6 protein-coding genes are annotated in these 15455 nt (G+C 36.0%); 5 read left to right on the plus strand and 1 reads right to left on the minus strand.

Going from position 1 to position 15455, the window contains the following annotated elements:
* The first annotated feature begins 463 nt into the window (after positions 1–463).
* Positions 464–715: a hypothetical protein gene (locus YQ22_RS10255; protein WP_071341129.1), complete on the plus strand. Its 252-nt coding sequence runs from the start codon at positions 464–466 to the stop codon at positions 713–715.
* Between the two features lie 325 nt (positions 716–1040).
* A complete protein-coding gene (locus tag YQ22_RS10260) occupies positions 1041–5000 on the plus strand; it encodes a non-ribosomal peptide synthetase (protein ID WP_083414228.1) in 3960 nt (1319 codons plus the stop codon).
* 25 nt (positions 5001–5025) lie between these two features.
* On the opposite strand, the gene YQ22_RS10265 is transcribed toward YQ22_RS10260, so the two are convergent.
* Positions 5026–5883, minus strand: a complete 858-nt coding sequence (locus YQ22_RS10265) for a class I SAM-dependent methyltransferase (protein WP_071341131.1) — start codon at positions 5881–5883, stop codon at positions 5026–5028.
* A 479-nt stretch (positions 5884–6362) separates the two neighbouring features.
* Here YQ22_RS10265 and YQ22_RS10270 point away from each other — a divergent pair, with 479 nt between their 5' ends.
* From YQ22_RS10270 to YQ22_RS10280, 3 genes are all read left to right on the plus strand, one after another.
* Positions 6363–13730, plus strand: a complete 7368-nt coding sequence (locus YQ22_RS10270; RefSeq protein ID WP_083414229.1) for a hybrid non-ribosomal peptide synthetase/type I polyketide synthase — start codon at positions 6363–6365, stop codon at positions 13728–13730.
* 39 nt (positions 13731–13769) lie between these two features.
* Positions 13770–14462, plus strand: a complete 693-nt coding sequence (locus YQ22_RS10275) for a 4'-phosphopantetheinyl transferase family protein (RefSeq protein WP_071341132.1) — start codon at positions 13770–13772, stop codon at positions 14460–14462.
* 201 nt (positions 14463–14663) lie between these two features.
* Positions 14664–15452 carry a polysaccharide biosynthesis/export family protein gene (locus YQ22_RS10280; protein WP_083365600.1) on the plus strand — a complete coding sequence of 263 codons (789 nt, stop codon included), beginning with the start codon at positions 14664–14666 and terminating at the stop codon, positions 15450–15452.
* The last annotated feature ends 3 nt before the right edge of the window (positions 15453–15455 follow it).

Consider the following 15455-nt stretch of genomic DNA (forward strand, 5'->3'; position numbering starts at 1 on the left):
CAATTTTTACGAAGAGTGTATTTATAACATGTAAACCTTAAGGTATTCTAAGAATGTCCTAGTTAAATAATAATTCCATTAAATTTTATTTATTTATGATTTTAAAAAATACATTATTTTTAAACGACTATCTGAAGTAAAGCTGGATTACATTCATTTTTTATTTTAATTACCATATTTTGAATCATAATAGTATAATTTCTCAGACTTATTAAGAGAGAGTTTTAATTTGTGTTTCAATATCTAAAATAAAACTCATAAATATACTTTTGTTAAATAAATATCTTTTTAGTTAATAATTAGATAATATCTAATTTTTTTAATAGTTATATTATTATTATTTGTAATATGCTTGTTATTTATAAGAATTGTCTTACTTGGATTTTAAAATTTTAATTTTAATTCTCACTTTAAGAATGTTTATTGTTTCTCCTCGTTATTGTATCAACTTAAACCCCGAATAATGATATCTAACATTTTAAATGGAAGGCTAAAATTTACTTATCAAAGTAAAAAGTTAGTTTCTCTTGAAGATTGCTATAAGCAACTTAAGCCTTATTTTAAGATAAAGATAAGTGGACAGGTCAATGCATCTGGTTCTGCCTTGAATGGAAAAAAAAATCAAGGTACTAGAGATCAACATTCACCTAATCTTATTGAACAGAATCAAATAATATATGCCAAATTAATGACGGAAAGGTTGTTAAAAGGCTAATACAGTTTTTTGAGAAATTATATAAGTATTTATAAATGCCAACCTGGTAATTGATAATGAAAAGGTATAGTCCAAACTTTATTGGGTTATACCTTTTTTTGTTGTTATATACATCATTATTAAGGGGCTTAAGTAGGGGGCTAAAATCTTCGCTTTTTTACAAACAACTCTTTTTATATACAGATTAGCGAATCTAAATCCAAATTGTCAGGAATATAAATATATTTATCCCAAGATTTAAATAATTACACCCATTAAGGTGAAGTTGTGTGAATTTAAACGTGTTCCCCTTATCTTATATAATTAACCTATTTACTATAGAATCTTGGAAGTTTTAACACCTTTTAATCCTTTTGAAGGACCTGAGATTAAGCATATTTTGCAAACGACCGATGCGCAAGAGGAAATTTGGTATTCTTGTTATTTTGGTGGTGAGGCGGCAAATATTGCTTACAACCTTTCCCTAACTATAAAACTGCAAGGACAGCTCAATGTAAATGCTTTGCAATTGGCGGTAGATGAATTGATTGCGCGTCATGAGTCACTAAGATCTTCATTTAGCCCGGATGGTAAGTATATTAACGTTTTTTCATCGGTGTTTACTAATATCGACCTGGTGGATTATAGTCAACTTTCAGTTGAGAAAGCCAAGGAGGCAATACATAATTATACTGAACAGGATACGAATACTTCTTTTGATCTTACCATAGGACCATTGATCAGGTTTGCACTGCTTAAACTTGATGAGGAAGTTTATAATTTTACAATTACCGCACACCATATTGTTTGCGACGGATGGTCCGTTGGCATTATTATGCAGGAAATAGGCGCGCTATATTCGTCTAAAGTACTCCATAAATCTCATAATCTTCCGGTAGCAACACCGTACACTGCCTATGTGACTCAACAAGAGGAATTAAAAACCAATGGCGAGTTTGAAAGAGCTGAAACGTACTGGTTGAACCTTTTTAAAGGTGAGATTCCCAAAACAAATTTACCTACCGATTTTGGACAAGTAACGAAAAGAACCTATAACGGTGCTCGTATAAATCAAACTTTAGATAAAGAAATTGTAAAGCGCATAAAAGATACTGGTATTAAAGCTGGTTCTAGTTTAGTTTTGACCTTAATGGGCGCATTTGAAATATTGCTCTACAAAACTACGGCTCAAAAAAGTATAGTGCTAGGGCTTCCTGTTGCGGGGCAATCTAACATGGGCGTTAAAAATTTAGTGGGTCATTGCGTTAAGCTGCTTCCTATGAAAAGTGAGCTTAATGATGATGATAGTTTTATTGATTATTTAAAGAAACGTAAATCTGACAATTTTGATGCGTTCGAAAATCAAGAACTCACCTTTGGTAGCCTGTTGAAAAAACTGAACATCCCTAGAACACCAGGTAGGGTTCCCTTGGTTCCTGTTGTTTTTAATGTGGACATGAATTTAGATGATGATGTTGCTTTTGAAGGGTTAACCTATGATTATCATGGTAATGCTCGTAATTTCGAAACTTTTGAATTGTTCTTGAATGCTACAGGCTCCAATGATAATATAACACTTGAGTGGTCTTACAATACCAACTTATTTGAAGAGAACACGATACTAAACTTAGGTAGTGCTTTTAAGACCATTATTAACCAGTTGGTTGAAAACCCTAACGCCAAACTATCTAAAATAATTGATAAAGAACCAAAGCAGATCGGTATTGAAGGTGCTTCAATGGCTTTACCAAATACCAACTTACACGAGTTATTCCATAAACAAGCTGAAATTACCCCAAATGCAACTGCACTGGAGTTTAATAAAGAGAAAATTACCTATGCAGAAATGCAAAGTAGGATCAATGCTACAGCCGGTTATTTGTGGCAAAAAGGCATTAAGCCAGGGGTTACGGTTGCAATTTCCTTAGAAAGATCTCCAGATTTAATTATTACGCTATTTTCCATATTACAATGTGGAGCTAGATATGTTCCTATAGATGCCGGTTATCCGGATATTCGTACAAAACTGATGATAGCCGATGCTCATGCCACTTTTTTCATTTGCAATACATCTAAGAAGGCACTGGATCACAGTTGTCAAACAATTTTCGTGGAGGATATTGTAGCCAACGGGAATGAGGATTTTCAGAAAATAGATGTTTCTGCAGATTCGGGAGCCTATATCATTTATACTTCGGGATCTACGGGCAAACCTAAAGGTGTACAGGTAACGCATAAAAATGTGATTAACTTGTTACATTCAATGGGTTCTGAGCCTGGTATTTCAGAACATGACAGAATATTCGCAACTACGACCATTTCGTTTGATGCTATGGTCATGGAGATATTTTTACCATTAATCCACGGAGCCAGTGTAGTATTGGTAGATGAAAACACTAGAAAAGACGGACATCTTTTATTGCAAAAAGCAATTGCCGATAATATTTCCATGATGTGGGGAACGCCAACCATTTGGCAAATTTTACTGGATTCCGGTTGGAAAAAACCATTACCTATAAAAGCATTGATCGGTGGAGAACCTGTGCCTAAAGCACTTTCATTACAATTATTGGAAAAGTGTAATGAAGTGTGGAATATTTATGGCCCTACCGAAACCACGGTATGCTGTATACTTACTAAAATTACGGCAAATGATAATCCTATTTCAATAGGTAAGCCTATTGCCAATACTCAAATATACCTCTTGGATGATCAGCGAAATCCTGTATCAAAAGGTATGGTAGGTGAGATCGTTATCGGCGGTGAGGGAGTAACAAACGGATATTTAGGTCAAAGAGAACTAACTAATGAGCGTTTTGTGAATAATACGTTTGTTGGTGACGGGCAATCTAAAATGTACTTATCGGGTGATTTAGGTAAACTTTTGCCTAACGGTCAAATAGAGTGTTTGGGTAGAAAAGATGGTCAAGTAAAAGTTCGTGGTCATAGAATTGAGCTTGGCGAGATAGAACACGCACTACTGAAATTAAAGGGAGTTTCAGCTGCTGCAACAGATGTTAGAAATCATGCTTTAAAAGCATACATTGTTTTTAATGGAAGTAATGAGGATTGGGATGCAAGTGTGCTGCAATGGAAAAATCAACTTGCTGAGCAATTGCCTTCTTTTATGTTGCCTTTTGAATATATAAGACTAAAGGAATTGCCGGTGACCATAAACGGCAAGTTAGATAGAAAGAGCTTTCCCGATACTGTTTTAAATGGCGAAGCCAATATAAACAAACCTCCTCGGACATTAACAAAAGCAGAAGAATTGGTTTGTGAAGTATGGAAAGAATGCTTGTTTTTAAACCAAGTACAACTAGATGATGATTTCTTTGAGCTCGGTGGGCATTCATTAATAGCTGCCAAGGTAATGACCAGTTTGGAGCAAAAGTCCGGTCAACGCTTACCTCTTTCTTCATTGTTTGAGTATTCTACGGTTAGTGGACTAGCTAGTTTATTAAAAATAGAGGATAATACCGTAACCTGGGATTCTATGGTGCCAATACAACCAAAAGGTTCTAAGACCCCTTTGTTCATTGTGCATGGAGCAGGTTTAAATATTCTTTCGTTTAAAACCCTAAAGGACCATATGGATCCAGAACAACCCATTTATGGTTTTCAGGCAAAAGGTCTTGATGGTAAAGAAGCTATGTTGACTTCTGTAGAAGAAATAGCATCTCATTATAATGATGCGTTATTGGCAACACAACCTAAAGGACCGTATAAATTAGCGGGTTATTCCTCTGGGGGTATTATTGCTTATGAAATGGCAAAGCAGTTGATGGACAGAGGAGAACAGATATCTACCTTGGCATTATTAGATACCTATGCTTATACACATTATGGGCGTAATACATATTTGGGTAAAAAATTGGCATTCGGTAATTATATAGCGAATAAGGCTTTGCATGTATTAAAACAATTGTTGTTAAGCAGAGAGGGCTTTAATTATAGAGTAGGCGTTACCAAGGCAAACTTGAAGAAGTTTTATCTAAGGTTGAAAAAGGATAAAAATACCTTGTCTAAAATGGATTACGATTGGGAATATGAAAGCAGAATTATTGAACACAATAAGGTCGTGGATAAATACCATTTAAAACCTTTGCCCATTAAGGCAGATCTGTTCAGAATACAGGATGTAATAGATTATACCCATGATCCTAAAAATTTGGGATGGAAATCATATGCCAAAAATGGTATAGAAGTTCATTATGTACCCGGTGAGCATTTAACAATGTTTTCACCACCTAATGATAAAATTTTATCAAAGACGCTCCAAAACGTTCTAGATAAAAATAACTAGGTGTAAAAATGATAGCCAAACCAGACTATCTTAAGGCTACCATTACAGCTTTTTTACTATAATTATCAGCACCCATATAACTAAAATAGTGATCAAGGGTGCTGTCTTTTTTTGAGCTATGCCATAACGTAAAACCAGCTTTCTTAAAAAGTACCTTGTAATTGTGGGAAAATGAACGCTCATACCCATATGGCTCTGAACCGGTATTAGCATTAAGGTCATGGTTAACTCCATTAGGCTCAATAGCTACAAAAATGGTGTTTCCTAATCTATTTATCTGTTGTAAAAAGTCTAAGAGCTTACTTTCGGTAAAGTATTCAAGTACACCTCTAGAGATGACAAAAATCATATTCTTATTAGCATACGTGTTTACCCAATCAAAAGCATCGTAGGCAACAAACTCAAGTCTTTGGTTCCTGCTGTATATTTTTTGGTTACTAATTATTTGATTTTCACTTAGGTCAATGCCTACGAACCTGTCTATTTGTGGAAATTGTTCGCTTAAATAATTTAAAACTTTTCCGTTGCCGGTGCCAATCTCCACTATGGTATTAAAATCTTCCTCTTCTATAGATAATTTGTTCTTTAAAAGGTCAAACATAAAAGAACATTCGGGTAAGAAGTTTTTTTCAAAGGAGTCATCGGTGGCCGTAAAGAAATCATCTCCTTTGTTTTTCCAATATGCCTTATGAAATTCTGATAGTGTGTTGTAGTCTGATTTATCCTCTACTTTTTTTAATAGCGACTTGCGCATAAAAAGCTCAATCAGGGTAATTTTATTTCTATCGGTAATTGTCATGCCGGTTTTTGCAAGTTTCTTTGCTTTTTTTGGCATCAACAATATGAGTAAGTCACCTATGAGATATATAAGCTTTCCTTTCATTTTAATCTTGTTGTAATTTACTTGTGAAAATAAACAATATATTTATTTGAAATCGCCGATTATCTTAAATATAACACAGTTCATCTACCTAGTCATATTTGGGTGAAATTGTATATCGAAGAACGTCTTTTTTTATTCGATGAAATTATAGGAATGAAATAATTTATGTTTTAGTAATAGATGACGTATAATTTTTTAATTAATTGATAGTCAATTACTTGTAATCTAATTTTGATTGAAATGGTTCATTGATTGCTGTTAGCTGAAATCTTATTTATACAATAGATTCACTAATTTTACTACTATTATAATGTTCAATGATACATTCAAATATTTTATAAAAATAGGTATGCTTGTTTAAGCTTTTAGCACAAAACAATTTTCCTTTAATCTATTCAATAATCCATGCAGTATGTTTTGGGCATTTGCAATTTGAAAAGTACTTGAACTTAGTTGATAATTATAGCATTAAGTAAGATATGAATGCCAAAAATAAAGGGGCTTTTTCCAGTAGCGCTAAATTCTATTGGGAAAAGTTATTGTCAGACGACATAAAATTGCTTGACTTGCCCAATAGAAATTTAAAAGTAAACGATACCGCTTCAAAAGGGGTTTTGTTGCGTACTTATTTTTCTGAACAGTTGTCTGGTTATTTGAAATCAAATACTTCTTCTCCTACTGAAATATCGACTTTTGCAATTTCGGCATTAGCTGTACTCTTTCATAGGTATACAAATCAGAACGATATTGCTTTTGGACTATTGTTAGATCAAAATCTATCTTTATTTAGAAATACCATTGAGGCTGAATTTAACTTTAATAGGGTAAATAAAGACACTACTGAAAGGTTATCGCTAAATCAAGAAAATTTTTATCCTTCTGAAGAGCTATTGGCAGATTTTAATTTAATCGATACCAATGGTCACAATGCACTACAAGATGTCGTGCTTTCCATTAACGCTATAAAAACTCATGATACTTCTGTCTCAAATGGTAATGATACATTCAATGAGATTAAAAGGATAGGTGAAGTCCATGTCAAATCTAATTTGGAAATTAATCTTGAGATTAATGCTGATACTATTAGGTTAGATGTCGTATATAATGATGCGGTATTTGAAAATAGTTTTATTGAACAGTTTATGATGCATTATATGAGCATCATTTCTCTATTAATGAAAAATTCAACTTCTGAAATAGGAAGTATAGATTTTCTTTTAGATAAGGAGCGTGAAATATTGTTAACTGAATTCAATACACCTACCGTAGACTATCCAACGGATAAAACCGTGGTTGATTTGCTTAAGGAGCAGGCTCTAAAAACTCCAGATCGTATAGCTGTAGCCTTTGAGGAGCATACATTAACGTACAGGGAGTTAGATGAGCTGTCCAATCAATTTGCAAATTATTTAATTCAAAAGAAAGGGGTTAAACCAAGGGACCTGGCATGTTTGATTCTAGATAGGAGTGAATGGCTAATTATTGGTATGATGGGGATTATGAAAACTGGTGCCGCATACGTGCCTGTTGACCCAAACTACCCGGAAAAACGCAAAGAATATATTAAAAACGATAGCAATTGCAATATAACGGTAGATGCCGCAGCAATTGAAGAGTTCAAGTCAACTAAAGCTAGTTTTACAACTGCCCGATTAAAAGGTGTAGTGCTATTGCCTAACGACTTGATTTATATCATTTACACTTCAGGAACTACAGGTAATCCTAAAGGTGTCATGTTAGAACATAGAAATGTCGTTAGTTTATTTGTTAACGATGATCCTTTCTATGATTTCAATGAGAACGATGTTTGGACCATGTTCCATTCGTACTGTTTTGATTTTTCTGTTTGGGAGATTTACGGAGCGTTGTTGTTTGGGGGTAAATTGATAATTCCTTCCAGTGAAGTGATCAAGGATCCTTTTGAATTTATGTCCTTGCTCATAAAAGAAAAGGTGACCATTCTGAACCAAACACCATCATCATTTTTAAATATCATGGGTAGCTTACCTTCAGGTGATGTCGATCTGAAATTGCGATACGTCATTTTTGGTGGTGAGGCATTGTTTCCAAAATATTTAGAAAAATGGTACCGTAAATTTCCGGGTATTCAATTCGTAAACGGCTACGGTATTACCGAAACTACCATATTTACAACATTTAAAATCATTGATGATGAGGATGTAAGAACCAATGTTTCCAATATTGGTAATTGTGTGTCATCGTTAACTTCACATGTGGTGAATACCAAAAACCAGTTACAACCCGTAGGGGTTATAGGTGAACTGTGCATTTCAGGTCATGGATTGGCAAGAGGTTATTTGAATAGACCGGAATTGACCAGTGAAAAGTTTATTGCGAATCCGTTTGAACCTGGGCAAAAAATGTATCGCTCAGGAGATTTGGTAAGAAGACTTTCAAATGGTACTCTAGAATATATTGGCAGAATTGACCATCAAGTTAAAATTCGCGGACACCGTATAGAATTAGGGGAAATAGAATCTACCATAAATGCTTTAGACGGTATTGAACGCACTGTAGTGTTGCCAAATACAAATGAGGAAGGTGAAACCAGATTGGTAGCATATATGCAGGCTGTTGGTGAGAAACCTGAAATGACCGGTATTAGACTAGCGCTTGTCAATAAGTTACCAGAATTTATGGTCCCCACTTTTTTAATGTGGGTAGATGAGTTTTCTACAAACTCTAATGGGAAAATTGATAAGGAAAAGCTACCGGCTCCTGGGTATGTAAGGTCAAATTCAGATGTGATCTTTAAAAAACCACGTACCAAGGTAGAGAAGAGTATAGCTGCTATTTGGGAAAAGGAATTAAAACTTTCGGGTATTGGTGTTGATGATAACTTTTTTGAAATGGGCGGTACCTCGCTTATGGCACAAAAAGTCGTAAATGCCATTATGAAAACTCTGAACAAGAGAATTCCGGTAACCAAGCTGTATCAACATACGACCATTGCCGCACTTGTGAATTTTATAGAGGGCGACAAAGAACCTGCTATATTATCCAATAAGCGAAAAGAGAAAAATAATGCTTCATCTAACGATGTTGCCGTTATAGGTATGACGGGCAGATTTCCCGGTGCCAAGAATATTGATGAATTTTGGGAGGTCTTAAAAAATGGAAAGGAAACTATTTCATTTTTCACCAAAGAAGAATTGGATCAAAGTATTCCTGAAACCTTAAGAAATGATAGCTTGTACGTAGCTGCAAGAGGTGTAGTACCTTCTGTTAAAATGTTCGATGCGCGTTTCTTTGGCTTAACGCCTAAACATGCTGCGGCCATGGATCCTCAGCAACGTTTGTTTTTAGAGCTTGCATGGGAAGCACTTGAAGAGTCTGGTCATCTTCCGGAACATTATAGCGGTAGGGTTGGGGTCTATGCCGGTACGGGTACCAATACGTATTATAAAAAGAACATTTTACCGAACCATGAATTGATAGAGTCCGTTGGTCAGCTACAACTGGATACGGTAAATGAAAAGGACTATATATCATCAAGAACGGCTTATCATTTAGATTTAAAAGGTCCGGCGGTAAGTGTACAATCCGCATGCTCCACATCTTTGCTGGCTATAGCCGAAGCGGTCGAAGCTATTAGAAATGGACATTGTGAGGTTGCTCTCGCTGGGGGCTCCAGTATAACGGCACCAATTAATAGTGGCCATTTGTATCAAGAAGGATCAATGCTCAGTACAGACGGTCATTGTAGACCTTTTGATTCTCAAGCAAAAGGAACCGTGTTCAGCGATGGTGCAGGAGTGGTTGTTTTAAAGGATTTGGAGGAAGCTAAAAAGGATGGGGATTTTATATATGGAGTGATTAAGGGTGTAGGTATTAACAATGATGGCGGTGGCAAGGGTAGCTTTACGGCTCCTAGCGCAAAAGGGCAGGCCAACGCTATTAGGAGCGCTATTAATGATGCCGGTATTTCACCTGCAACCATTAGCTATGTAGAGGCTCATGGTACGGCCACGCCTTTAGGAGATCCTATTGAGATGGACGGACTCAACCTCGCCTTTGGAGAGCAATCCAAGAAAAACTATTGTGGACTAGGTTCGGTAAAAAGTAATATGGGCCACCTTACCGCTGCGGCAGGTGTAACTGGTTTGATTAAAACGATATTGGCCTTTAACCATAAACAATTACCACCTTCTTTAGGGTATGAAAAACCTAACCCGGTAATAGATTTTGATAATAGTCCGTTTTATGTAAACAATACTTTGGCTTCATGGGACGTAGAAGGCCCTAGAAGAGCCGGGGTAAGTTCTTTTGGCGTTGGTGGAACCAATGTACACGTGGTATTAGAAGAGTATGAGATGAAGTTAAAAGAGCCCGTGCAACAAAGACCGGTACAGCTTTTACCTATTTCCGCAAAAACGAATACAAGTTTAGAGGGTTATGAAAGTGCCTTGAAAGCTCATTTTGATGCTGGTAAAGAGGAGAATTTAGCAGATGTGGCTTATACGCTGAGTACTACTAAAGCTAGTTTTGGTGCTAGAAGGTTTATGTTGGCATCGAACACTAAAGAGGCTTCAGATGTACTGTTTGATAAAGATAATAAAACAGCACAATCGTCAGTAGTTAGGGCAGTTCCTAATGAAGTGGCATTCTTATTGCCAGGGCAAGGTTCCCAGTTTTTGAACATGGGCAAGGAGTTGTATAGTGGCGAAGGTGTATTTAAAGATGCTGTGGATAAATGTGCCAACTTGTTGCTGGACACCCTAAAGTTGGATATCAGAAAAATAATTTTCCCGGAATCTTTAAATGAGGAAGCGGAAAATAATCTTCGCGATACACGGTTTACACAACCGGCGTTGTTTACCATAGAATATGCACTATCTCAATTATGGATCAGTTGGGGAATTCAACCTACCGTAATTTGCGGTCATAGTTTAGGGGAGTTCGTTGGAGCTCATCTGGCTGGTATTTTTAGCTTGGAAGATGCATTAAAACTAGTTTCCATGAGGGGTATTCTGGTAAGTACACTTCCTAAAGGTAGTATGCTCACCGTTCGTATAGATGAAGAATCGCTCCATAAAATATTGCCAAAAACCTTATCTGTAGCCGCTGTTAATTCCCATAAACTTTGTGTAGTTTCTGGTGAGGATGGTGAAATTAAAAAATTTGCAGAGGTACTTAAGGAAGAAAATTTGCCTTATAGATTAATAGCTACAAGCCATGCTTTTCATTCCGCAATGATGAACCCTATTTTAGAGGAGTTCGGCGCTATTGTTGAAAATATCGATTTAAAGATTCCACAGATACCCATAGTATCTACCGTAACAGGTACTTGGCTGACCAATGAGGTGGCTGTAGACCCTGTATATTGGACCAATCATTTACGAGATACCGTGAAATTCTCCGATGCTATGGATACCATAGTTAAATTAGAAGATGTGGTATTGTTAGAAGTTGGTCCGGGAAATACACTTACAACGCTAAGCCGTCAAAACAAAGAAGCTAGAAAAATTAAGTCTATAGCTTCATTACCGGTGCCTAAATCCAATGAAAATAATTACCACGGTATACTTAATGCCTTAGGACAATTATGGTTAACGGGTATAACTATAGATTGGACTAATTTTTATGAAAAACAGGGCAGACAAAGATTACGATTGCCTACCTATGTGTTTGAACGAAAACCATGTTGGATAGACCCTATAGTTACTCAACCAAAAATTGAAAGGACGAGTGTTCATACCAACCCAACAATACAAACCTTAACAGAAAAACCAAAAAGCGTTACACCAATGAGAAACGTGACCATTTTAAATAAAATTTCGGAGTTAGTTTCAAACAATTATGGTATTGAAATTGAAACCAATGACAAAAATCTAAGCTTTTTAGAGCTAGGGTTAGATTCCCTTATCCTTACTCAAATGGCTATTACTTGTAAGAGAGAATTTAAAATTCCAATTACATTTAGACAGCTTAATGAGGATATTAATACACCAGAACTTTTAGCAAGCTATTTAGATGCTAATTTACCTGAAGAAGTTCTAAAGCCACAACCACAAGTGGTTCAACAGCCTAGTGTTGCCATACATCAGGTTAAAGAAAATAACGCAGCCCAATATGTTACGGCTGCTGGTAACCAAACGGCTATTGGTTTAATAGGGGAACAACTTCAACTACTTAGCAAGCAATTACAGCTTTTGCAAGGTGGTTCGGTAGCTACTGTACAACCAAGCGTTGCGCCAAGTGCTCCTCAACAACCAGAAAAGGTCAATGGTGCAAGTAGTATGGATATACGTACGGAACAGGAAAAACAAGAACATAAAAAACCGTTTGGTGCTTCACCAAGAATAGAAAAGCAAACAACTGGTTTAGATCAAGCTCAGTCTCAATACTTAAATGAATTGACTGCTAGATATAACAAGAAAACCATTGGCAGTAAAAATTATGCCCAGGATCACAGGGCAAAAATGGCGGATCCAAGAGTGGTGTCGGGTTTTAAACCGTTGACCAAAGATTTGGTATATCCCATAGTGATCGGTAAATCTCAGGGAAATAGACTTTGGGACCTAGACGGCAACCAGTATATAGATGCTTTGAACGGGTTTGGTTCGTGTTTCTTTGGGTACCAACCAGATTTTATTAAAGAGGCAATGCACAAACAAGTGGATCTAGGATATGAAGTTGGACCACAACATCCGTTGGCTGGTGAAGTGTGTGATTTACTTTTAGAGTTTACAGGTCATGACAGGGCTGCTTTATGTAATACTGGGTCAGAAGCTGTATTGGGTGCCATGAGGATTGCACGTACCGTAACCGGGCGTTCGCTTATTATTGCTTTTACGGGGTCTTACCACGGAATTAATGATGAGGGTATCGTAAGGGGAACCCAGAAAAAGAAAACTTTTCCGGCTGCAGCAGGGATACTACCAGAAGCGGTTCAAAATATGTTGATCCTTGATTACGGTACCGAGGAAAGCTTGCAGATTATTAAAGATAGAGCACATGAAGTGGCGGCCGTTCTTGTAGAACCGGTACAGAGCCGTAGACCGGAATTTCAACCCATAGAATTTATAAAGCAAGTAAGGGAAATAACTGCAGCCGAAGAAATACCATTTATTTTTGATGAGGTTATTACCGGTTTTAGAATGCATCCGGGTGGTGCCCAGGCCCTATTTGATGTTAAGGCGGATATTGCAACCTATGGTAAGGTCATAGGTGGTGGTGTATCCATCGGTGCTATATTGGGTAAAAAAGAATATATGGATGCACTTGATGGTGGCTTTTGGCAGTATGGAGATGATTCTTACCCAGAAGTTGGGGTTACTTATTTTGCCGGTACTTTTGTTCGCCATCCTTTGGCATTAGCCTCTGCGAAGGCGGCTTTGCTCCATATGAAAGAACAAGGACCAAGTTTGCAGGCAAATGTTTCTGCTATGACTGAACAAATGGTGATTAGTTTAAATGAAAATTTTGCTAAAAACGGGCTGCCTTTAGAAATCAATTATTTTGGGTCTTTATGGAGGATAAAGTTTAAGAAAGAAATTCCGTATTCAGAATTACTGTTTGTAATTATGCGAGAGAAAGGAATACATATTTGGGATGGCTTCCCTTGCTTTTTAACCACGGCATATACCAATGAGGATGTGGACTTTTTGAAGAAAACACTTTTAGATTCCATTGATGAATTGGTAACTGTTGGGATATTAAAAAAGGAAACCAATGGGCATGCCGTTACAATGCAAAATTCTTTTGAGAGATTGAACACACCACCTGTGCCAGGTGCTCGTTTAGGTAGAGATGAGAATGGGCAGCCAGCATGGTACGTAGCAGATGCCACAAAAGAAAATGGCTATTTGAAAATTGATATTTAGAGATATAGAATGGTTTGGGAATATTGTTTACCTGTTTAGATGACACATCTTTTATGTACTAGCTTAACACCTATTGACAATGAAATTTTCTTTGCGCAGGCACAAGAGAAATTTTCTAAAGAATTTGTGCTTAAATATTCGAAATATAAAAGATGGCAAGATGCTAAGTCTACTATTTTAGGCAGACTGTTGTTGGCATATGGTTTACAAAAATTCTATAGCATTAATGTTGATGATATTGCCATTGAATATTCTAAAGATAAACGACCTTTTTTAGAAAATTCTGAGGTTCAGTTTAACATCTCCCATTCAAATGATTTTATAGTTTGTGCATTTACGTCTCATGGAGGTATAGGTGTAGATGTAGAGAAAATTAGTAATGTAGATATAAATGATTTTAGATTACAATTCTCAAAATCGGAATATGACAATATGGTTGGTTCTTTACATGTGCAAGAAAAGTTTTTTGAATTTTGGACACAGAAGGAAGCAGTTTTAAAAGCTTATGGAACCGGTTTGAATGTAGCTTTGGATTCTATTGAAATTATTGACGGATTTTCTACAATAGGTGAAGAAGTTTTTTATTTAGAAGAAATAGATCTTACTGCAGAATATAAATGCCATATTGCTACACAGCATTTAAATGAATTTTCCAGTACGGAGATTACACATGTAAGCCCAGAAAAAATAGCGGATTTTATGGGATCCAATTTCTTCAAAACTATTCGGTGAATTGTTGTAAGACCATGTAAATACGATGAAGTGCCTAATTACTTTTAAAATTTTCTGCTAGCAATGGGTAAAATGCCCTGTTATCTTAATTACGACGATTATATAAACTAGGATGTCGGAATTAATGTCGTTCAATTTTCTCTTTCAATTAATTTTGATGTTCACCATTTACAGTAACTATAAGCTGCAAACAATTAATTTATGAAAACTAGTATTTCCCCAATTAACTTTCACAACACTAAATCTTATTTGCTGAAAATTTCAATGTTGCTTGTTGTGGCATTGCAATTGACATCGTGTGGTAGCGCTAAAAAATCATCTTATTTCAATGAAGTAGGTAATAATACATTTGCATCATATTATGAGCCCTTAGAGCCCATTTTGCAAAAGAATGATTTGTTGAGTATCAATATTACCAGCTTAAATGCTGAGGTAACCGAGATGTTCAATATTGCCAATAACGTAGGCGGTATACAAACTCCTGGTTATTTGATCGATCAAGATGGATTTATAAGATTCCCGGTTTTGGGTAAAATAGCGGTAGCCGGTCTTACAAAGAAAGAACTGAGAGAATATATAAGAGAAGAGTTGATATCTAAAAGATTGTTGATGGAGCCAATAGTTGATATACGCTTTATGAACTTTAAAGTTTCTGTTTTAGGAGAAGTAAATCAACCTGCGGTTTTTACCATACCAAATGAAAAAGTTACACTGCTAGAAGCTTTGGGTATGGCGGGCGATATGACTATATATGCCCAAAGAAATAATGTGTTATTAATAAGTGAGGAAGACGGTATTAAAAGTACTAGAAGAATAGATCTTACTTCAGACGAATTATTTACTTCACCAAACTATTACCTACAACCAAATGATATTGTTTACGTGCAACCAAATGATAGAAAGGTTAGAAATACTTCTAATGCCACGCAATGGTTCTCGGTAATATTAGGTTCGTTGTCATTAGCGGTAATTTCTATTGCCAGCTTTTAATCA

Source organism: Maribacter sp. 1_2014MBL_MicDiv (genome assembly GCF_001865655.1).
GTDB classification, from domain to species: Bacteria; Bacteroidota; Bacteroidia; order Flavobacteriales; family Flavobacteriaceae; genus Maribacter; species Maribacter dokdonensis.

Coding starts and splice junctions, on each gene's coding strand:
- YQ22_RS10275 (WP_071341132.1), top strand. CDS start 13,770: ATGACACATCTTTTATGTACTAGCTTAACACCTATTGACAATGAAATT.
- YQ22_RS10270 (WP_083414229.1), top strand. CDS start 6,363: ATGAATGCCAAAAATAAAGGGGCTTTTTCCAGTAGCGCTAAATTCTAT.
- YQ22_RS10265 (WP_071341131.1), bottom strand. CDS start 5,883: ATGAAAGGAAAGCTTATATATCTCATAGGTGACTTACTCATATTGTTG.
- YQ22_RS10280 (WP_083365600.1), top strand. CDS start 14,664: ATGAAAACTAGTATTTCCCCAATTAACTTTCACAACACTAAATCTTAT.
- YQ22_RS10255 (WP_071341129.1), top strand. CDS start 464: ATGATATCTAACATTTTAAATGGAAGGCTAAAATTTACTTATCAAAGT.